The organism is Micromonospora sp. NPDC049089, assembly GCF_040648775.1.
Taxonomy (GTDB): domain Bacteria; phylum Actinomycetota; class Actinomycetes; order Mycobacteriales; family Micromonosporaceae; genus Micromonospora.
In genome coordinates this window covers 44,753-64,710 of sequence record NZ_JBEZEH010000009.1, presented here as the reverse complement: position 1 = coordinate 64,710, position 19,958 = coordinate 44,753, and the positions used below count along the sequence as shown (strand labels likewise).

Below are 19,958 nucleotides of genomic sequence, written 5' to 3'. Positions count from 1 at the left end.
GCCGGGGGGGGGGGGGGGGGGTGTTTTTTTTGGTTTGGGGGCCCCCCAAATGGGGGACTACCCGGTCGGGCGCCCCCCCAAAAAATCCATGATCGACCCGGGGTGGGTGGGGCGGGGACGGGCGCGGGTGGGGACGGGTTAGGCGGGGTGGGTTGGGGTTTTTGGGCGGCGTTGGGTAGGGAGAGTTGGGGTTGGGGTTGGGGTTAGCGGGGTGGGGAGGTTGGTGACAGTGGCGTCGCCGGTGCGGTCGACAGACACGTGCACCGGGGTGTTGGCCACGCGGAGGCCGTCGACCGCCACGGCACCCAACTCTGCTCCCGCCAGGGGTGCCAGTCGGACCGTGCCGCCCGGCACGTCCGGGTAGAGCCCCGCGGCGGCCTGGAGCAGCAGCACCGCACCCGTAGCGGCCCACGCCTGCGGTCGGCACGCGGCCGGGTACGGCACCGGCCGGTTCAGCAGTGAGCGGTCGTCGCCGCCGTACAGCTCCGGCATCCGGTAGTCGAACGCCTCGGCCGCGCTGAGCAGCCCCTCGGTCAGGCCGAGCGCGGCCTCCCGGTGCCCCGCGCGGGCCAGCCCACCGAGCACGATGGCTGTGTCGTGGGTCCAGATCGAGCCACAGTGGTACGACAGTGGGCTGAAGCCGGCGTCGTCGCTGGACATGGTCCGCAGCCCGAACCCGGCGGCCATGGTGTCCGTGGTGAGCAGGTGCGCGACCTGGGCTTCCTCGTCCCGGTCGAGCAGGCCGGTGCCGAGCAGGTGGCCGATGTTGCTGGTCAGCGAGTCGACCGGGCGCTTGTCGCGGTCGAGGGCGAGCGCCGGCTGCGGGCCGTGGCGGCCGTCGACCCAGAAGCTCCTGCGGAACCGGCCGACAAGCGCGGCGGCGTGCTCGCGCCAGCGGTCGGCGTCCGGTCGGCCGAAGGCGTCCAGGAGGGCGGCTCCGTTCACGGCCGCCTCGTGCGCGTAACCCTGCACCTCGGCCAGCACGATCGGCGCGGTGGCCAGGGTGCCGTCGCGGAATCGGACGGCGTCACCGGAGTCCTTCCAACCCTGGTTGGACAGCCCGTGTCCGGTAGTGTCGACGTACTCGACCAGGCCGTCGCCGTCCGGGTCGGCGTGCTCGCCGAGCCAGCGCAGAGCCGCCTCCAGGTGCGGCAGCAAGGGCTCGACCTGCTCGGCGGGCATGCCCCAGCGCCACGCGTCGTGCAGCAGGTTGACCCAGAGCATCGTGGCGTCGACGGTGCCGTAGTACGCCGGCGGTAGGCGCAGGCCGTTGCCGGGCACGGTGAACTCGTGTCGGCGCAGCTCGTGCAGGATCTTGCCGGGGGCTTCGCCGGTCGCCGGGTCGAACCGGGTGCCCTGCCGGCGGGCGAGTACGCGCAGGGTGCCGGCGGCCAGGTCGGTGCCGAGCGGCAGCATCATCCGGGCGGCCCAGAGGCTGTCCCGGCCGAACAGGGTGAGGAACCAGGGCACGCCGGCGGCGAGGAACACGTCCCCGGGTGCGCCGGTCTCGGCCAGTCGGAGGCCGCGCAGATCGTCGAGGCTGCGGTCCAGCAGTCGGACGAGGCGGCGGTCGTCGGCGGTCACCTCGGGTCGGGACCACTCTGGCTCGCCGGCTGGGCCGACGACGACGGCGCGCGGGTCCTCGACGGTCAACTGCCAGCGCAGCACGGTCTCGCCGCCGGGAGGCAGGTGAACCGGCCACGCCAGCCGTGGCGCGGTCGCACGCTCGGCGTCGGCCAGCACGTCCGCGCCGGACGCGGTGACGGTGACTGTGATTCCCGCTCCCGACCAGGTCAGCACGCCCGGCTGGCCGGTCTTGACCTCCAGCGCGGCGGCGGCGCTACCGGACTTGACGGCCTCGATGGGTGCGAGGTCGCAGCCGAGGTCGACGGTGACGGTGGCGTTTACGTCGACAGTGGCGGTGGAGACGACCCGCAGCTCCTCGCTGAGGCCGTTGCGGGTGGCCCGGCGCAGGCGGTCGACGCGGACCGTCGGGTCGGGGGTGGGGTCGCCGAGCCAGCGGGCCAGGCCAACGAAGCGTGCACCGTGTGGGCCGTCGTCGCCGCGGGTCAGCCCTTCGAGTTCCCGTTCGTCGACCCGCAGCTCGGCGCGGGAGAGCACCCGGGCGTCGGCGTGGAAGACGCCCTGGACGCCGGTCGGGCGGATCTGCCCGGTCGCGTCCCCCAGCGCGCTGGTCGGGGCGAAGACCACCCCTACCAACTCGTGCAGGAGGGGTTGCAGCTGGCGTTCGATCACGGTGTGGCTCCAGATCCTCGGGGTGCGGGGCGGCCATCTTGACAACGCGCCCCTGGCGGTGCAAAGTGCGAAACATTCCAGAAACTTGAACGATCCAATCCTGCCTTATCCAAATTGGATCGTTCAAGATGGCGAGAGGGATTAAGTGGCCGAAAAGGTGACCATCGCGACGGTGGCCCGGCACGCCCGAGTCAGCCGGCAGACCGTGTCCAACGTCCTCAACAGCCCGCACATCGTGCGGCAGGAGACCCGTCAGCGGGTCCAGGACGCGATCAACGCGCTCGGCTACCGGGCCAACCAGGCCGCCCGACAGATGCGTACCGGCCGATCCCGCCTCATCGCCGCCCGCATCGACCCGACCCGCGACGGCATCAACGGCTCCGTGCTCGACCGCTTCCTGCACGGCCTCACCGAGACCGCCGACGCCGCCGGCTACCGGGTGCTGCTCTACACCGCCACCGACGACGAACGGGAGATCGCCACCTACGGCGACCTGCTCGGCACCTACGAGTTGGACGCGTTCGTGCTGGTGGGCACCAAGTACGGCGACCCGCGTACCGAATGGCTCGCCGAGCGGGACGTACCGTTCGTGACCTTCGGCCGCCCGTGGGACGCGCTCGACGCGCACCCCTGGGTGGACGTGGACGGCGCCGCCGGCACCGCCCAGGCCACCCGGCGCCTGCTGGACGCCGGCCACCGGCGGATCGCCTTCATCGGCTGGCCCGACGGCTCCGGCGTCGGCGACGACCGGAGGGCCGGCTGGCGCGACGCGCTGCGCGAAGCCGGCGTCGACCCGACCGGGCTGCACCGGGAGACCGAGGACGGCATCGCCGAGGGGGAGCGGCTGATGCGTGACCTGCTCGTCGCCGTGGCGCCGAGCGCCGTGGTCTGCGCCAGCGACTCACTCGCCCTCGGTGCCCTCCAGGCGATCCGCGGCGTCGACCCGCAGGTGTCGGTGATCGGCTTCGACGACACGCCGGTGGCCGCCGCGGTCGGGCTGACGAGCGTCAGCCAACCGCTCGGCGACGCCGCCGCCCGCTGCGTGGACCTGCTCACCGGGGTCCTCGACGGCTACCACGAGACCCCTACCCCCGTGCTGCTCCAGCCCTCGCTGGCGCTGCGGCACACCGCGTAGTCCCACACCCCCCACCAGGAGAAACCATGGCACCCCGAACAATCACCCGGGCAGCGGTGGCCGGCCTCGCCGCCGTCGCCCTCCTCGGCTCCGCCGCCTGCGGCAGCGGCTTCGACGACTCCTCCGGCGACACCGCCCAGTCCAGCGGGCCGGCCAGCCTGCAGATCCTGATCGGCTCGTCCGGCGAGGCCGAGACCAAGGCGGTGCAGGACGCCGCCGCGAAGTGGGCCGGCAGCTCCGGCAACACCGCGACTGTCACCCCGGCGCAGGACCTCACCCAGCAGCTCGGTCAGGCTCTCGCCGGCGGCACCCCGCCGGACGTCTTCTACGTGGACGCGGCCCAGTTCGCCAACTACGCGAGCGTCGGCGCCCTTGAGCCGTACGGCGACAAGGTCAGCAACCCGGGCGACTTCTACGAGAGCCTGCGCACCGCCTTCACGTACGACGGCAAGCTCTACTGCGCGCCGAAGGACTTCTCGACCCTGGCCCTCCAGATCAACACCGACCTGTGGACCAGGGCCGGGCTGACCGACGCCGACGTGCCGACGACCTGGGACCAGCTCACCGCGGTCGCCCAGAAGATCAAGGCGAAGGGGCAGGTCCCGCTGGCCATCGGTGACACCCGGGACCGGATCGGCGCCTTCATGGTGCAGAACGGTGGCTGGCTGACCAGCAAGGACGGCAAGCAGCCCACGGCGGACACCCCGGAGAACCTTGCCGCCCTCCAGTACGTGAAGACCATGCTCACCACCGGTCTGGCCAAGTACCCGAAGCAGCTCGACGCCGGCTGGTCCGGTGAGGCGTTCGGCAAGGGCAAGGCCGTGATGACCATCGAGGGCAACTGGATCAAGGGTGCCCTGCAGAACGACTTCCCGAACGTGAAGTACAAGGTCGTGGCGCTGCCGGCCGGCCCCAAGGGGCAGGGCACGCTCTCCTTCACCCAGTGCTGGGGTGTTGCCGCCAAGAGCAAGCACAAGGACCAGGCGATCAAGTTCGTCGAGGCGATGACCAGCGGCGAGCAGCAGATGGCCTTCGCCAAAGCGTTCGGCGTCATGCCGTCCCGGCAGTCGGCGGGCGAGCAGTACACCGCCGCCTTCCCGGCCGACAAGGTGTTCATCGACGGCGCCGCGTACGCCCAGGGCCCGGTGAACGCCCCGAAGATGGACAGCGTCCTCAAGGACCTCGACACCGGTCTGCAGGGGCTGACCAACGGCGACCCGAAGACCATCCTGCAGAACTTCGACAAGAACGCCAAGGCGGCGCTCGGCGGCAGCTGAGGTGACGGTGGGGGCCCCGGGGGATCACCGGGGCCCCCACCGCACGTCGGTCGGAGAGAGGAAGGGAGGGAGGGAAGATGGCATCCGACACACTGACCGCCACGGCGACCGCGCCCGGGTCGGGCCCCCGCCGACGCAGGGGCGGCATCCGCAGCAACGAGAACCTCGCCGGCTGGCTCTTCGTCGCGCCGGTGATCGTCATTCTGGGGCTGTTCCTGCTGCTGCCGATCCTGATGGCGCTCTGGGTCAGCCTCACCGACTGGAACGGCCAGGGCAGCCCGTTCACCGGCGACGTCCCGTTCGTCGGCGGCCACAACTACACGCAGTTGTTCACCGAGGACGGGCTGGCCCGCCGCGACTTCATGACGAGCATCCGCAACAACATCTACTACGTGGCGATCGTGGTGCCGGCACAGACAGTGCTCGCGCTCGGGCTGGCGTTGGTCGTCAACAACCGGATGCTCAAGGGCAAGAGCTTCTTCCGCAGCGCCTTCTACTTCCCCTCGGTGACCAGCTCGGTCGCGATCAGCGTGGTGTTCCTGTTCCTCTTCGCCAACTCCGGCGCGGTGAACGCGCTGCTCGGCTTCTTCGGCATCGACGGCCCGGAGTGGTTCGCCGACTCCCGGGGCGTGCTGCACCTGCTGTTCGGCGCGGTCGGCGTGGACTCGCCACCGGCGGCACTGACCGACGGCGGCCCGTTCGGGCTGACCTGGTGGGACTGGTTGGCCGGCCCGAGCGTGGCGATGATGTCGATCATCACGTTGGTCGTCTGGACCACGTCCGGCACCTTCATGCTGATGTTCCTCGCCGGGCTGCAGAACGTGCCGGTAACGCTTGACGAGGCCAGCACCCTCGACGGCGCGTCCCGGTGGCAGCGCTTCCGGTACGTCACCCTGCCGATGATCAGACCCACCACCTTCCTGGTGCTCACCCTCGGCATGATCGGCTCCTGGCAGGTCTTCGACCAGGTGTACGTGATGAGCCAGGGCGACCCGGCCAAGACCACGCTCACCCCGGCGTACCTGTCGTACCGGACCGCCTTCCGGGACTTCGACTACGGCTCCGGCGCGGCGATCTCGTTCGTCCTGTTCCTGATCATCATCGTGCTCACCCTGATCCAGCGCCGGGCGCTGGCCGAGCGGGACACCGACCGGCCGCGACGCGGCTGGCGGCGTCGACGCGTACCGGAGAGGTCCTGAGATGGCAGTGCTCACCGACCGCCCGGCGGCGGCGCCCGCGCGGCGACACCAGCGCGCGGCCCGCACCCTCGCCACCCGCTTCCTGGGGTACGCCACACTCGTCTTCTTCGGGCTGGTGTTCCTCTACCCGTTCGTCATCCAGCTCGGCAACTCGCTCAAGACCGAGCCCGACGCGGCGGCGAACCCGCTGTCACCGTTCCCGGACCCGCTCACACTTGCCGGCTTCGAACGGATCTTCGCCGGCACCAACTTCCCACTGTGGCTGGGCAACTCGCTGCTGGTGACGGTGCTGGTCACCCTCGGCCGGGTGTTCTTCGACTCGCTCGCCGGGTACGCGCTGGCCCGGCTGCGGTTCGCCGGCCGCGGCGGGCTGTTCGCCGCAGTCATCGCGGTGATGGCGGTGCCCGGGGTGGTGCTGCTCATCCCGAAGTTCCTGGTGCTCAACCAGCTCGGCCTCTACAACAGCTACGCCGGTCTGGTGGTGCCGCTGCTGGCCGACGCGGCGGGCGTGTTCATCATGAAACAGTTCTTCGAGTCGATCCCGGTGAGTGTCGAGGAGGCCGCCCGGATCGACGGGGCGAGCATCTTCCGTACCTTCTGGTCGGTGGTGCTGCCGATGGCGAAACCGGCGCTGATCACCCTGACCATCCTGTCGTTCCAGGGCTCCTGGAACGAGTTCCCACACAGCCTGGTGTCGGTGCAGGACCCGGACCTGTTCACCCTGCCGCGCGGACTGGCCGACCTGGTCAGCGGCTCCCTCGGCAAGGGCACCCAGTACCCGCTCAAGCTCGGCGCCGCGCTACTGGCCACCATCCCGGTGGCGATCATCTTCGTGGTGTTCCAGCGGTACTTCGTCCGCGACGCCAACGACGGCTCCGACAAGGGCTGACCCGGTTCGGTACGGCGGCCCCGACCGTGGGGCCGCCGCTTCGGTCACTCGACCTTGTCGGCCGGAACGGCCACGTGCAGGCGCACCTGAGGCACCAGCATGTCGTCGACGTCAAGCGCCCGGGCCGCGCCGTCGGGCTCCCAGCCGGTGCTGGTGAGGAACTTCCGGGTCGCCTCGTCACCGTCGAACGCCCAGGCCACCGCGCGACTCATGCCGTCCTCCCGCCACAGGTCGACAGCGGCGGCGAGCAGCCGACTGCCGTGCCCGCGCCGACCCCATCGCGGCTCCACCAGGAGGTCGGTCACCGCGGCCACGTCCGGGCCGAGCGCGTCGGCCGGCTCACCCGGGGCGAGAGCCTCGCCGTCGGCCGGGCCGGACGCGGCGAACCCCACCAGATACGATTGCTCGGCCTGTTCGACGGCGACCAGCACCCGGTGCGCGCCCGAGGGCGGCTCCAGCACGGCGGCGCTCCACCGCCGGGCGAGGAACGCCTCGTCCAGGTTGTCGAGCACATGCCGAGGCAGGATCCGGCGGTACGCGACCCGCCAGGTCGCGAGCTGGATGCGTGCGATCTCGCCGGCGTCCTCGGGACGCGCCGGGCGGACGTACCCGAGAGCCATGGGACGGAAGCCTACGCAGGGCGGGGGAGACGACGGTGGCGCAGGGTGCCAACAGGACGACCGCGCAGGTCGTCGGGGTGGTGGTGCTCGCCGCGGCGGTCACCGGGTTCCTCGCCGTCGCCGCCGTGCGGCACGGCTTCTTCGACCTGAAGGTCTACTACGGCGCGTTGACGTGGTGGGTGCACGACGGCGGAGAGATCTACGACTACCTCAAGCCGAACACGCAGTACGGCTTCACCTACCCGCCGTTCGCCGCCCTGGTCATGCTGCCGATGGCGTACCTGCCGTGGACGGCCGCGATCGTGGTGAGCGTCCTCGCCAGCGTGGCCACCACCACGGTGCTGATCTGGTGGCTCGTCGACCCGATCGCCCGCCGCGCCGGGTGGACCCGGTGGTTCGCCCTCGCCGTGGCGCTGTGCCTGGCCGCCGCGTTCGAACCAATGCGGGAGACCGTCAACTTCGGCCAGGTCAACACGCTGCTGCTCTTCCTGGTGGCGGTGGACCTGCTGCGGCTGATGCCGGCCGGCAACCGGTGGACCGGGGTGGGCATCGGCCTCGCCACGGCGATCAAACTGACCCCCGGCGTGTTCATCGTCTACCTGCTGGTGACCGGGCGGTGGCGGGCGGCGCTCACCGCCAGCGGCACCGCCGCCGGGGTGTCGTTGCTGGCCGCCGCGCTCTTTCCGGACGCGTCCCGGGAGTTCTGGACCGAGGCCCTGTGGAACACCGGACGAGTGGGCGAGTTGGCCTTCGTCTCCAACCAGTCGCTGCGCGGGGTGGTCGCCCGGCTCGACCCGGAACACCCGAGCACAGTGCTGTGGCTGCTGCTGGTGCTCGGCACCCTGGCGCTCTGGGCCTGGCGGTCCCGGGCCGCCGTCGCGGCCGGCGACGAGGCGACCGGCCTGGCGCTCACCGGCGCGGTGATGTGCCTGGTCAGCCCGGTCACCTGGGTGCACCATCTGGTCTGGCTGCTGCCCGCGTTGATCCTGCTCGTCGACAACGCGATGGCCGCGCCGGCCGGCCGCCGACGGCGGGTCCTGCTGGTCGCCGCGACCATCGGGTACGCGCTGCTGATCAGCCGTACCGTCTGGGTGTGGGAAAAGGACTTCACCGGCGTCGACGGCGTCCTGGGCAGCAACGCCTACGTGTGGATCAGTCTCGCGCTGTTGGCCTTCCTGCCGATCCGCCGGTGGCTGACCCCGAACGGGTCAACCGTCGAGGCGTCCGGCGTACCGCAGCTCGACCAGCCCGACCGGCGGGCCCCCACCGGCCAGCGGCACCTGGTAGGTCGACCGCTCACCGTCCGGTGACAGGCCGGCGCGTTCGCAGAACCGCCGGGCACGTAGGTTGTCCGCCAGCACCCACGCCCGGTAGTCGGCCCAGCCCCGCTCGGTGAGCCCGCTCCGGGCGGCGTCCAGCAACGCCGCCGCGGTCCCGTCACCCCAGTGGGCCGGCTCCACGTAGAGCGCCACCACCTCGCCGACCGTCGGGTCCAGGTCGTCCCGGTCCTGGTTGCGGCGGTACGGCCCGAAGGTGGTGAAGCCCACCACCGCCCCGTCCATCTCGCCGAGCACTGTGATGAACGGGTGTTCCGGGTCGGCGGTGCCGACGTCGCGACGACGCTGCGCCCAGGCCACCACGTTGAGCCGCCCGAGCACCTCGTCCGGCATGAAGCCGGCGTAGCCCGCCTGCCAGCCGTGCACGTGTACCCGGGCGACCGCCTCGGCGTCGTCCGGCTCCTCCCGACGGATGGTCAGCATTGCACCGTTCTATGCCCCGTTGGTCGTCACGTCCAGCTTCCCGCACCGACGTCGTACCGATGAATTAAGGTCGCCGACGATGACCGCGCCGGAATCACTCTCTCTCGCCCAGGCCCGCCGTGTGGCGCTCGCCGCCCAGGGCTTCGCCGATCCGGCGCCGACGGGCATGCCCACCCGCCGGCACCTGCGTCGCGTGCTGGGCCGGGTCGGGCTGATCCAGATGGACTCGGTCAACGTGCTGCAACGCGCGCACTACCTGCCGCTCTACAGCCGGCTCGGGCCCTATCCGACCACGTTGCTCGACCAGGCCGCCTACCGACGCCCGCGTGACCTGTTCGAATACTGGGGTCATGAGGCGTCGCTGGTCCCGGTGGAGCTGCACCCGATGCTGCGCTGGCGAATGGCCCGGGCGCACAGCGAATCCTGGGGCGGCATGCGGCGGATCGCCCAGGAGCAGCCGGAGCTGGTCGCCTGGGTTCGGGACGAGGTGGCCGCCCGGGGGCCGCTGACCGCTGCCGAGATCGAGCACGACGCCCCCCGCGAAACCGGCAACTGGGGGTGGAACTGGTCGGCGGTCAAGCGCGCGTTGGAGTTCCTGTTCTGGGCCGGCGAGGTGACCGCCGCCGAGCGCAGCACCTCCTTCGCCCGCCGCTACGACCTGCCCGAGCGGGTCCTGCCAGCGGCGGTGCTGGCCGCGCCCACCCCGACCGACGCCGAGGCGTACCGGACGCTGATATCGCTCGCCGCGCGATCCCTCGGGGTCGCCGCCGAGCCGGAGCTGCGCGACTACTTCCGGTTGCCGCTGGCCGGCGCCCGGCAGGCCGTCGCCGAACTGGCCGAGGCCGGTGAGCTGGTGCCGGTCACCGTGGCGGGCTGGCGACAGCCGGCTTGGCTGCACGCGTCCGCCCGGCTGCCCCGCTGGGTGCGGGGCAACACACTGGTCAGCCCCTTCGATCCGCTGATCTGGGAACGCGCTCGCACCGAGCGGCTGTTCAACTTCACCTACCGGATCGAGATCTACGTCCCGGCGCCACAGCGGGTCTACGGCTACTACGTGTTGCCGTTCCTGCAGGGCGACCGGTTCACCGCCCGGGTCGACCTGAAGGCCGATCGGAAGGCCGGGGTGCTGCTCGTGCCAGCCGCCTGGCTCGAACCCGGCGCCGACCCGGGGGAGACCGCCGTCGCGCTCGCCGCCGAGCTGTACCGCCTCGCCGGCTGGCTCGGTCTGGATGCGGTGGCCCCGCCAGCGGCCGGCGATCTGGCTGGTCCGCTCACCGCCGCGTTGGCCGGCGTGTCCGGTGTACCGTGAGCGCGTGACGAGCGCTCCCGGACCGGTCGACCAGCCGCACCCAGCCCCCGGCGCGGTCCACACGGTGCCGACCGACGGTGGCACGGGTCCCGGCGGCCTCGGTCCCGGTGGCTTCGGTCCCGGCGGCTCGGGTCCGGAGGGTTGGCCGACCACCCCGCCAGGTGGCTACCCGGCGCCTGAGCCGGACCGGCTCACCCGATTCGTGTTGCGGCTCTACGAACGCTCCCCGCGCTGGGCAGTGCCGCTGGCCGCGGTCGGCTGCGTAGCGATCGGCATGAGCTACGCGCTGCTCAGCAACCCGACCTACGCCGACCCGGATGCCGCGCCCACCTGCCTGCTCAAGTTGACCACCGGGCTGGACTGCCCGGGCTGTGGTGGCACCCGAGCACTCTGGTACGTGCTGCACGCCGACCTGCCGGCCGCCGCCCGGCACCACTTCCTGTTCGTCTTCGCGCTGCCGTTCCTCGCGTACCTCTTCGTGGCCTGGGCGGGAAACCAGGCGTTCGGTTGGCGCATACCCGAGCTGCGGATCAGCTCGAAGGTCATCGGCGGTTTCCTGGCCGCGTGGCTGGCCTTCTCGGTGCTCCGTAACCTGCCCTGGGCGCCGTTCACCTCGCTCTACGTCTGACCGCGCCGCTGTCTAACGCGCCGCCGCCGCCGGTGCGGATGCGGGGTTCGGCCAGCATGCGCTGTCTGGTGTCCTTTGGAGCTGATTCGTTTACGACATCAGGGGCCCCTCCGGCGCCCATCACCCATGATCGACTCGGCCTCCAGGAAACCGGTCCATCCACCCGACCCGCATGCCACGACTTTCAGGAACCCGAGTCGATCATCCAGCGGGCAGCCGCACACTCGCGGCGGACAGCGGACAGCGGACAGCGGACGGCGCATTTCGCCCCAAGATCGCGCTCGATCCTGGATGTAGTGGGGTCCGGCGCGACGGATGCCACTACATCCATGGTGTTGCGCGATCTTGCGAGCCAAAGGTGCGACCGAGCCGCTCGGGCCGTTCGGTTTTGGGCCGCTCGGGCCTTGGTCGTCGGCGTGGGTGGCCCATCCGCTGGGGCTGATGTCGCCAACGATTCAGCTCCAAAGGACGCCAATGGAACTGTCCGCCCCGGCCTCTATGACGGACCCCGGACCCGGACCCCGGCCAACGCTGTTGGGCGTCGGCGGGTCCGCGGCTGTCTGAGTGATCGACATTGCACGGGGCGCGCCTGAGTTGGGTCGGGCGGCACCCCACCACTAAAGTCCCAGGAATGCCGGACATGGTGCAGCCCCAGGTCAAGTTGATCGCGTGGACCCAATTCGCGGCCCCGGACGACGTGCCGTGGTCGACCGACGCGGAGGGCGGCCAGGCGCTCGCCGAGTTCGCCGGTCGGGCCTGCTACCAGTCGTGGAAGAAGCCGAACCCGGCGACCGCCACCAATGCCGGCTACCTGGCGCACATCCTCGAGGTTGGGCACCTGAGTGTGCTGGAGCACGGGTCGGTGACCTTCTACTTCACCGGGGTGTCCCGCTCCTTCACCCACGAGCTGATCCGGCACCGGCACTTCTCGTACTCCCAGTTGTCGCAGCGCTACGTCCCGGAGCGGGACGCGGCAATGGTCGAGCCGGCCGTCATCGCCGACGACCCGGAGCTGCACAAGAAGTTCGTGGAGGCCGCCGAGGCGAGTGTTCGGGCGTACACCGAGTTGTTGGAGGGCCTGGAGCAGCGCTTCTCCGACGAGCCCAACCCGACGCTGCGCCGCAAGCAGGCCCGGCAGGCGGCCCGCGCGGTGCTGCCCAACGCCACCGAGACCCGGATCGTGGTCTCCGGCAACTACCGGGCCTGGCGGCACTTCATCGCGATGCGGGCCACCGAGCACGCCGACGTGGAGATCCGTGAGCTGGCCGTCGAGTGCCTGCGCCAGCTGAAGGGTGTCGCCCCCAACGTGTTCGCCGACTTCGTGATCTCCACGCTGCCGGACGGCACCGAGGTGGCGGCCAGCCCGCACGAGGCGTCCTGAGCCCTTCCCCGGCGGGCCCCGGCTGGTCGTCCGCTAGGTTGGAGGGTATGACGCACGACCACCTCGATGCCGCGGCCCGACCGGCGTCCCGCCCCTTCGGCCGGCTGATCACAGCCATGGTGACTCCGTTCACCCCCGACGGTTCCCTCGATCTCGACGGCGTCGCCCGGCTGGCGAGCCACCTGGTCGACGAGCAGGGCAACGACGCGCTGGTGGTCAACGGCACCACCGGCGAGTCGCCAACCACCACGGAAGCGGAGAAGGAGCAGCTGATCCGGGCCGTGGTGGAGGCTGTCGGTGACCGGGCCAAGGTGGTCGCGGGCGTTGGCACCAACGACACGCGGCACACCATCGAGCTGGCCGCAGCCGCCGAGAAGGCGGGTGCGCACGGCCTGCTGGTGGTCACCCCGTACTACAACAAGCCGCCGCAGGCGGGGTTGGTCCGGCACTTCACCGCCGTCGCCGACGCCACCGGCCTGCCGGTGATGCTGTACGACATCCCGCACCGTTCCGGTGTGCCGATCGAGACCGAGACGCTGGTGCGGCTCGGCGAGCACGGCCGGATCGTCGCGGTCAAGGACGCCAAGGGCGACCTGACCGCAACCAGCTGGGTGACCAGCCGGACCGCACTCGCCTTCTACTGCGGCGAGGACGCTCTCACCCTGCCGGCGCTGGCCGTCGGTTCGGTGGGCGTGGTCGGCACCTCCACGCACTTCACCGGGGCGCTGACCGCACAACTGATCGATGCGTACGACGCGGGGGACATGCCGACCGCGCTGGCGCTGCACCGGCGGCTGCTGCCGCTGTTCACCGGCATCTTCCGCACCCAGGGCGCGATCCTGGTGAAGGCAGGCCTGGCGGCGCAGGGCCTGCCGGCCGGCCCGGTGCGACCCCCGCTGGTGGACGCCACCGACGACGAGATTGCCCAGCTGCGCGCGGACTTCGCGGCAGCGGGCCTGGAGCTGCCCGAATGAACGAACGACACGATGGACGTCGAGTAACGGCGTCGCAGAATGAGGTGGACGCGTGACCGAGGCGCACATCGAGGCGGAGCTACCCCCGCCGCTGCCGGAAGGTGGCCTGCGGATCATCCCGCTCGGCGGGCTCGGCGCCATCGGTCGGAACATGACCGTCTTCGAGTACGACGGCAAGTTGCTGATCGTCGACTGCGGCGTGCTGTTCCCCGATGTCGAGCAGCCGGGTGTGGATCTGATCCTGCCCGACTTCGGTCCGATCCTGGACCGGCTGGCCGACGTCCAGGCGATCGTGCTGACGCACGGTCACGAGGACCACATCGGCGCGGTGCCGTACCTGCTCGCCCACAAGCCCGACATCCCGTTGGTCGGCTCACAGTTCACCCTCGCCCTGGTCGAGGCGAAGTTGGCCGAGCGGCGGATCCAGCCGTACACGCTGACCGTGCGGGAGGGCGGCCGCGAGCGGCTCGGCCCGTTCGAGTGTGAGTTCTTCGCTGTCAACCACTCGATCCCGGACGCCCTCGCGGTGGCCATCCGCACCCCCGCCGGCCTGGTGCTGCATACCGGCGACTTCAAGATGGACCAGTTGCCGCTGGACGGCCGGATCACCGACCTGGCCGGTTTCGCCCGGCTCGGCGCCGAAGGCGTCGACCTGCTGCTGTCCGACTCCACCAACGCGGAGATCCCCGGTTTCGTCACCCCGGAGCGGGAGATCGGCCCGGTGCTCGACTCGATCTTCGCGAAGGCCAAGGGCCGGATCATCGTGGCGTCGTTCGCCTCGCACGTGCACCGCGTGCAGCAGGTCTTCGACTCCGCCGCCGAGCACGGCCGCAAGGTCGCGCTGATCGGCCGGTCCATGGTCCGCAACATGGGCATCGCCCGGGACCTCGGCCTGCTCAACATCCCGGCCGGCCTGGTCATCAGCATCGACGAGGCGACCACGCTGCCGCCGGACGAGATCGTGCTGATGTCGACAGGTTCCCAGGGTGAGCCGATGAGCGCGCTGGGCCGGATGGCCAGCGGCGACCACCGGCACATCACCATCGCCCCCGGTGACACGGTCGTGCTGGCCTCCTCACTGGTGCCCGGCAACGAGACCTCGGTCTACCGGGTGATCAACCGGCTCGCGCGGGCCGGCGCGGTGGTCGTGCACAAGGACGTGGCCAAGGTGCACGTCTCCGGGCACGCCCCGGCCGGGGAACTGCTCTACCTGCTCAACGTGGTCCGGCCGAGCAACCTGATGCCCGTGCACGGCGAGTGGCGTCACCTGCGCGCCCACGCCCGGCTCGGCATCGAGTCCGGGGTTGCCGCCGACCGGGTGGTGATCTGCGAGGACGGCGACGTGGTCGACCTGGTCGAGGGCCGCGCCAGCCTGGTCGGGCACGTGAAGAGCCGGTACGTCTACGTGGACGGCCTCGCCGTCGGTGACGTCAGCGAGTCGCTGCTCACCGAACGGCGGATCCTCGGTGACGGCGGGTTCATCGCCACCACGGTGGTCGTCGACTCGGTCACCGGCAAGGTGGTCGCCGGCCCGACGCTCTCCGCGAAGGGCTTCTCCGAGGACCCGGAGGCGTTCAACCCGGTGGTGCCGTTGGTCACCGAGGCGCTCAACCGGGCCGCGGCGGACGGCATCACCGACCCGCACCAGCTTCAGCAGATCGTCCGACGGACCGTGGGGCGGTGGGTCAACGACAAGTACCGTCGTCGGCCGATGATCGTGCCCACCGTCGTCGAGGTCTGAGCGACTCCCGCTGACGCCGGTCCACCTGAACGGGGTGGGCCGGCGTCCGCCGTTCCCGGGAGATCAGGGCAGCGCGGCGACGGCCTCGGCGTACGCGACGCCGGTGGCGATGGCGGCGTCCATGAGGACCCGTAGCTGCGCCGGGGCGACCCCGTGCGCCAGGTCGGTGGCCACGTCGCCGGCCAGCACCAACTCGTCGCCGAGATCGTGCGCGTACGCCTTGGGCAGCAGCCGGTCGTGGTTCCACGCGTTGCAGAAGGCGTACGCCTCAGCGCGGCGGGCTGCCGGCAGCCGGCGGTTGGCCATGGCGCGGGCGTGCAGCACCTCGCCGCGTTCACCGGCCCGCCGGAACTGGATCACCGTTCCCTCCCAGTGGCCGACCACCGTCTCGCCCTCGTCCACCAGGTACCGGTCGCCGCGCCCGTCCAGGATCCCGGTGATCATGCCGAGGGAGAGCGCCGACAATTCGCGTTCGCACTGCTCGGCCTCGACGTCGGCCTCGACGTCGGACCGGTCGTCGTCGGGCTCGTCAGCTTCGTCGGCGGTGGGCAGCGGAACCGGTGCCGCGAGCGGGCGCTCGGCCAGCCAGGCGGCCATCCGTCCGGAGTGGTGCCCCGTGCCGTTGCGTGCGTCGAAGCTGCCGGCCAAGTCGTTCGCCACCCCGAGCAGCAGCGCCCCGAGCGTGGCGACGTCCAACTCGGTGGCCGTCCGCTCGCCATACGCGGGCCGGGGCATCGTCCGCCCGCCCAGCCCTGCGTCGGCGGCCAGCCCGCAGAGCAGTGCCCCGGCGGCGGCGAACTCCATGGCGGCGAGATCGTCGGTCGGCCGGTCCAACCGGGGTAACTGCTCGGCCAGGATGGTCAGCCCGCGCTCCAGGTGCCCGCCCAGCGCGCAGAACCGCAGGTGTGCGGCGAGGTGCGGGAACGCCGCGCGCTCCCGCCGGTGCCGGCGGTACGCCCGCACGTGCGCCGTCGCCGCCCGTTCCGGCTCACCGGTGCGCAGTGCCGGCAGCAGACCGGCGACCAGATCCCGCTCGGGCTGGTCGGTGCAGGACTCCCGGTCGCCGTCGGTTCTCCCGAGCTCGGTGACCGCGGCATTCCACTCGCCCCAGCCGGCCAGCAGCTCGGCACGCCGGGCCGAGGCGCAGCCCGGGCAGCCGCCGGCCGGGCCTGGCCGTTTTCCGGACCATCGCTCGTACCAGTGCCGGGCGGTGGGTTCGTCGCCCAGATGATCGGCGATCCGGCAGTGCAGCTCCGCCACTGTCGGTGTGTCCGGACCATCCGTGCCGACGCGGTGGGCAAGGTCGTGCAGCAGGGACCGGGTCTGGTCCAGCCCGACCCGGGGGGTACCGAGCAGCGCCTCCACCGCGTACCGCTGGTAACGCAGCAGCAGCCCGGTCTCCGTCTCGGTGAGCACGTCGGGCCGGTGGTCGGCGGCGGCACGGCAGCGCCGGACCGGCTCGACCAGACGCCACCGCTCCCCGTGCAGCAGGTATGCCTCGATCAACGCGAACCGTGCGTCCATCCCGGACCGGACGTCGCCGGCCGCGTCGGCACGCTCGGCGAGCCGTTCCAGGGCCACCTGCCGGGCCGGGCCGTCGGGAAGGTCACGAGCCTCGGCGAGCGCGGCCTCCAGCGCCGGTACGCGGCCCCGCGCGAGCCGCTCACCGGCAGCGGTGGGTGGCGTGCCGGCGCGGTTGCCGGTGAACTCGTCCCGGCCGGTCACGACGGCACCGCTCCGGGCAGTCGACGAACCGCCACGGCGAGCTGGCAGCCGGTGGAGATGCCACAGTCGAGCAGTTGGTCGAGCTGGTGTGGGGTCACGCCGCGTTCCAGGTCGGTGATCACCTCGCCGTACACCCGGGCGCGACCGTCGTCGGCGACGTGGACGAACGCTTTCGGCCAGAGCCGGTCGTGGTTCCAGGAGTTGCAGAACGCGTACAGGTCGGGCACCCGTTCGATGCCGAAGGTCGGATCGACCATGGTGCGGATCTGGAGCAGCTCACCGTCCCCGCCGACGCGGAGGAACCAGATCAGGTTGTCGTCGAAGTGGCCGACGAGGTCGCCGTCCGGGGTCGGACCGACGGACCGGCCCCGGGCAGCGAGCACTGCGGCGACCAGTTCACCGGTCAGCGGACGCAGCAAGTCGGGGTGCCCGGCCAGTGGATCGTCCGGATCGCCTTCGATTTCCGGCGACGCCATGGGGCATCCCTTCTGAGGCGGATATCACGACCGGCGGTGGGGTTCGTGTTGCGACGCGCGGACACGACCCGGAAAAGCGGGGATCTGCCCGCCCTCACCGTTACCGTGACTCTATGGCGGGCCGTACCTCTCAGGCGAGCCGGCGGCGCGGCGCGTCGCCGCGCGGTGGCACCAACAGTCGTGCCCGTCAACCGGCGAAGAAGACCACCCGGGCACCGGTCCGACGTCGCACCACGCCGGCCCGGCCCGGCCCGGCGGTCTACGTCGGCCGTGCGGTGGGTGCACTGTGGATGGGGCTGGCGCACGGGATGGGCTGGGCGGTGCGTGCCGCTGGCCGGCAGGCTGCGTCGGCCCGCGACCTCGACCCGGAGCACCGCCGCGACGGTGCCGGGCTGCTCCTGTTCGGGCTCGCTCTGCTCAGTGCCGTGGCGCTCTGGTTGTCCGGAGCGGGGCCGGTCGGCGCGCGACTGGCCGACACGATCCGGCTGTTCCTGGGCGCGATCTCGGTTGTCGTACCGGTGCTGCTGATGATCGGTGCGTGGCGGCTGATGCGTCAGCCGGCCGATCCGGAGCACCGAGGCCGTGGGTTGATCGGCTGGGGTTCGCTGCTGGTGTCGACCGCCGCGTTGCTCCAGATCGGTCAGGATCCGGTCGACCCGCTGGAGCGTGACTTCGCCGGCGGTCTGGTCGGCGCGGGCGTCGGTGGGCTGCTGGAGCGGGCGGTCACCGCCTGGGTGGCGGTGCCGCTGCTCGTCCTGCTGCTGCTCTTCGGCCTGCTGGTGGTGACCGCGACGCCGATCAACAAGATCCCGGAGCGGCTGGGCCTGCTCGCCGGTGGGCTGGTCGGCGCACCGGAGGCGGATGAGGAGGCGGACGAGGTGGCCGCCAAGCCGGCGCGTAAGCGACCGGCGAAGCGGATGCCCGCACCACTGGACCCGGACGACTTCGAGGACCTGGACGGCGCGGACCTCCAGGAGACCATGGTGCTGCCGCGCAAGTCTCCGGCGAAGGTGCCGGCGAGCCGCAAGCCGTCGGTCGAGCCGCCGGAGCACTCGCCCGCCCCGACCCGGGCCGAGCAGCTCGCGTTGACCGGGCTCTCCGGGGACTACACCCTGCCGCCGGCCAACATGCTCAGTGCCGGGGCCGCCGCGAAGACCCGCAGCAAGGCCAACGACGAGGTGATCGCCGCGCTGACCGGCGTGTTCGACCAGTTCGACGTGGACGCCGCCGTCACCGGCTTCACCCGTGGCCCGACCGTCACGCGGTACGAGGTGGAGCTGGGGCACGGCGTCAAGGTCGAGCGGATCACCCAGCTGTCCCGCAACATCGCGTACGCGGTGAAGTCGCCTGACGTACGGATCCTCAGTCCGATCCCGGGCAAGAGCGCCGTCGGCGTGGAGATTCCGAACGCCGACCCGGAGAACGTGGCCCTCGGCGACGTGCTGCGTTCGCGCGCGGCGACCAGCGATCACCACCCGATGGTCGTGGCGCTCGGCAAGGACATCGAGGGCGGCTACGTGGTGGCCAACCTCGCCAAGATGCCGCACATCCTGATCGCCGGAGCCACTGGCGCGGGCAAATCGAGCTGTCTCAACACCCTGCTGGTGTCCATCCTCACCCGGGCCACGCCGGACGAGGTGCGGCTGCTGCTGATCGACCCGAAGCGGGTCGAGATGACCGGTTACGAGGGCATCCCGCACCTGGTCACTCCGATCGTGACCAACGCGAAGAAGGCGGCCGACTCGCTGGACTGGGTGGTCCGCGAGATGGACATGCGCTACGACGACCTCGCCGCCAACGGGGTCCGGCACATCGACGACTTCAACCGCAAGGTCCGCAACGGGGAGATCAAGGCCCCGCCGGGCAGCGAACGCGAGATGCGTCCGTACCCGTACCTGTTGGTGATCGTGGACGAGCTGGCGGACCTGATGATGGTCGCGCCGCGCGACGTGGAGGACTCCGTCGTCCGGATCACCCAGCTGGCCCGGGCCGCCGGCATTCACCTGGTGCTGGCCACCCAGCGTCCCTCGGTCGACGTGGTGACCGGTCTGATCAAGGCGAACGTGCCGTCCCGGCTGGCGTTCGCCACCTCCTCCCTCGCGGACTCCCGGGTCATCCTCGACCAGCCGGGCGCGGAGAAGTTGCTCGGCCGTGGTGACGGGCTCTTCCTGCCGATGGGCGCCTCCAAGCCGGTCCGGATCCAGGGCGCCTGGGTCACCGAGCGCGAGATCGCCGACGTGGTGAAGTTCTGCAAGGACCAGCGTGAGCCCGAGTTCCGCAAGGACGTGCTGGCCCCGGCGCAGGAGAGCAAGAAGAAGATCGACGAGGACATCGGCGACGACCTGGACCTGTTGGTGCAGGCGGTGGAGCTGGTGGTCACCTCGCAGTTCGGCTCGACCTCGATGCTGCAACGCAAGCTGCGGGTCGGTTTCGCCAAGGCGGGCCGCCTGATGGACCTGATGGAGACCCGGGGGGTGGTCGGGCCGTCCGAGGGGTCGAAGGCGCGCGACGTGCTGGTCAAGCCGGACGAGCTGGACGAGGTCCTGACCGGCCTGCGCGGCGACGTGGACTGACCGACTGTCGACGCT

General features: G+C 71.2%; 16 protein-coding genes. 11 read left to right on the top strand and 5 right to left on the bottom strand.

The window, feature by feature from the left end; all coding sequences use genetic code 11:
* Positions 1 to 138: 138 nt before the first annotated feature.
* On the bottom strand, positions 139 to 2,256 hold the full coding sequence (locus AB0B48_RS03470; RefSeq protein WP_357195265.1) for a glycogen debranching N-terminal domain-containing protein: 2,118 nt from the start codon (positions 2,254 to 2,256) through the stop codon (positions 139 to 141).
* Positions 2,257 to 2,401: 145 nt separating this feature from the next.
* Here AB0B48_RS03470 and AB0B48_RS03465 point away from each other — a divergent pair, with 145 nt between their 5' ends.
* The 4 genes from AB0B48_RS03465 (at position 2,402) to AB0B48_RS03450 (ending at position 6,756) form a co-directional block, all read left to right on the top strand.
* Positions 2,402 to 3,391, top strand: a complete 990-nt coding sequence (locus AB0B48_RS03465) for a LacI family DNA-binding transcriptional regulator (RefSeq protein ID WP_357195262.1) — start codon at positions 2,402 to 2,404, stop codon at positions 3,389 to 3,391.
* Positions 3,392 to 3,417: 26 nt separating this feature from the next.
* The gene (locus AB0B48_RS03460; RefSeq protein ID WP_357195259.1) at positions 3,418 to 4,668 is read left to right on the top strand and encodes an extracellular solute-binding protein; all 1,251 of its coding nucleotides are present in this window, start codon (positions 3,418 to 3,420) and stop codon (positions 4,666 to 4,668) included.
* Between the two features lie 77 nt (positions 4,669 to 4,745).
* Positions 4,746 to 5,867, top strand: coding sequence for a sugar ABC transporter permease (locus AB0B48_RS03455; RefSeq protein ID WP_357195256.1), 1,122 nt, complete (start codon positions 4,746 to 4,748; stop codon positions 5,865 to 5,867).
* 1 nt (position 5,868) lies between these two features.
* Complete coding sequence (locus tag AB0B48_RS03450) at positions 5,869 to 6,756, top strand: carbohydrate ABC transporter permease (protein ID WP_357195253.1); 888 nt, start codon at positions 5,869 to 5,871, stop codon at positions 6,754 to 6,756.
* A gap of 44 nt (positions 6,757 to 6,800) precedes the next feature.
* Here the strand turns inward: AB0B48_RS03450 and AB0B48_RS03445 are convergent, their stop codons facing one another.
* Positions 6,801 to 7,376 carry a GNAT family N-acetyltransferase gene (locus AB0B48_RS03445; RefSeq protein ID WP_357195250.1) on the bottom strand — a complete coding sequence of 192 codons (576 nt, stop codon included), beginning with the start codon at positions 7,374 to 7,376 and terminating at the stop codon, positions 6,801 to 6,803.
* Positions 7,377 to 7,411: 35 nt separating this feature from the next.
* On the opposite strand from AB0B48_RS03445, the gene AB0B48_RS03440 reads away from it, so the two are divergent.
* A complete protein-coding gene (locus tag AB0B48_RS03440; protein ID WP_357195247.1) occupies positions 7,412 to 8,686 on the top strand; it encodes a glycosyltransferase 87 family protein in 1,275 nt (424 codons plus the stop codon).
* On the opposite strand, the gene AB0B48_RS03435 is transcribed toward AB0B48_RS03440, so the two are convergent.
* Complete coding sequence (locus AB0B48_RS03435) at positions 8,585 to 9,136, bottom strand: GNAT family N-acetyltransferase (protein ID WP_357195244.1); 552 nt, start codon at positions 9,134 to 9,136, stop codon at positions 8,585 to 8,587. The genes AB0B48_RS03440 and AB0B48_RS03435 overlap by 102 nt on opposite strands.
* A gap of 79 nt (positions 9,137 to 9,215) precedes the next feature.
* On the opposite strand from AB0B48_RS03435, the gene AB0B48_RS03430 reads away from it, so the two are divergent.
* The 5 genes from AB0B48_RS03430 to AB0B48_RS03410 all read left to right on the top strand — a co-directional run bounded on the left by AB0B48_RS03430 (position 9,216) and on the right by AB0B48_RS03410 (position 15,169).
* Positions 9,216 to 10,445 (top strand): crosslink repair DNA glycosylase YcaQ family protein, encoded by a 1,230-nt coding sequence (locus AB0B48_RS03430; RefSeq protein ID WP_357195240.1) that lies wholly within the window; start codon positions 9,216 to 9,218, stop codon positions 10,443 to 10,445.
* Positions 10,446 to 10,449: 4 nt separating this feature from the next.
* Complete coding sequence (locus AB0B48_RS03425; protein ID WP_357195237.1) at positions 10,450 to 11,073, top strand: DUF2752 domain-containing protein; 624 nt, start codon at positions 10,450 to 10,452, stop codon at positions 11,071 to 11,073.
* Between the two features lie 640 nt (positions 11,074 to 11,713).
* Positions 11,714 to 12,454, top strand: a complete 741-nt coding sequence (gene thyX, locus AB0B48_RS03420) for an FAD-dependent thymidylate synthase (protein WP_357195279.1) — start codon at positions 11,714 to 11,716, stop codon at positions 12,452 to 12,454.
* Positions 12,455 to 12,501: 47 nt separating this feature from the next.
* Positions 12,502 to 13,428 carry a 4-hydroxy-tetrahydrodipicolinate synthase gene (gene dapA / locus AB0B48_RS03415; protein ID WP_357195234.1) on the top strand — a complete coding sequence of 309 codons (927 nt, stop codon included), beginning with the start codon at positions 12,502 to 12,504 and terminating at the stop codon, positions 13,426 to 13,428.
* Positions 13,429 to 13,480: 52 nt separating this feature from the next.
* A complete protein-coding gene (locus AB0B48_RS03410; RefSeq protein ID WP_355009544.1) occupies positions 13,481 to 15,169 on the top strand; it encodes a ribonuclease J in 1,689 nt (562 codons plus the stop codon).
* Between the two features lie 63 nt (positions 15,170 to 15,232).
* Here the strand turns inward: AB0B48_RS03410 and AB0B48_RS03405 are convergent, their stop codons facing one another.
* Both AB0B48_RS03405 and AB0B48_RS03400 read right to left on the bottom strand, forming a co-directional pair.
* Positions 15,233 to 16,804: a YbjN domain-containing protein gene (locus AB0B48_RS03405; protein WP_357195276.1), complete on the bottom strand. Its 1,572-nt coding sequence runs from the start codon at positions 16,802 to 16,804 to the stop codon at positions 15,233 to 15,235.
* Positions 16,805 to 16,890: 86 nt separating this feature from the next.
* A complete protein-coding gene (locus tag AB0B48_RS03400) occupies positions 16,891 to 17,370 on the bottom strand; it encodes a YbjN domain-containing protein (protein ID WP_355009542.1) in 480 nt (159 codons plus the stop codon).
* 113 nt (positions 17,371 to 17,483) lie between these two features.
* Between AB0B48_RS03400 and AB0B48_RS03395 the strand changes: the two genes are divergently transcribed.
* Entirely contained in the window at positions 17,484 to 19,943 is a 2,460-nt protein-coding gene (locus AB0B48_RS03395; RefSeq protein WP_357195229.1) for a DNA translocase FtsK 4TM domain-containing protein, read from the top strand.
* Positions 19,944 to 19,958: the final 15 nt, after the last annotated feature.

What these genes read in the sequence shown, in the direction of transcription:
- AB0B48_RS03460 (WP_357195259.1), top strand. Translation starts at nt 3,418, where the DNA reads ATGGCACCCCGAACAATCACCCGGGCAGCGGTGGCCGGCCTCGCCGCC.
- AB0B48_RS03455 (WP_357195256.1), top strand. Translation starts at nt 4,746, where the DNA reads ATGGCATCCGACACACTGACCGCCACGGCGACCGCGCCCGGGTCGGGC.
- AB0B48_RS03450 (WP_357195253.1), top strand. Translation starts at nt 5,869, where the DNA reads ATGGCAGTGCTCACCGACCGCCCGGCGGCGGCGCCCGCGCGGCGACAC.
- AB0B48_RS03445 (WP_357195250.1), bottom strand. Translation starts at nt 7,376, where the DNA reads ATGGCTCTCGGGTACGTCCGCCCGGCGCGTCCCGAGGACGCCGGCGAG.
- AB0B48_RS03435 (WP_357195244.1), bottom strand. Translation starts at nt 9,136, where the DNA reads ATGCTGACCATCCGTCGGGAGGAGCCGGACGACGCCGAGGCGGTCGCC.
- AB0B48_RS03430 (WP_357195240.1), top strand. Translation starts at nt 9,216, where the DNA reads ATGACCGCGCCGGAATCACTCTCTCTCGCCCAGGCCCGCCGTGTGGCG.
- thyX (WP_357195279.1), top strand. Translation starts at nt 11,714, where the DNA reads ATGGTGCAGCCCCAGGTCAAGTTGATCGCGTGGACCCAATTCGCGGCC.
- dapA (WP_357195234.1), top strand. Translation starts at nt 12,502, where the DNA reads ATGACGCACGACCACCTCGATGCCGCGGCCCGACCGGCGTCCCGCCCC.
- AB0B48_RS03400 (WP_355009542.1), bottom strand. Translation starts at nt 17,370, where the DNA reads ATGGCGTCGCCGGAAATCGAAGGCGATCCGGACGATCCACTGGCCGGG.
- AB0B48_RS03395 (WP_357195229.1), top strand. Translation starts at nt 17,484, where the DNA reads ATGGCGGGCCGTACCTCTCAGGCGAGCCGGCGGCGCGGCGCGTCGCCG.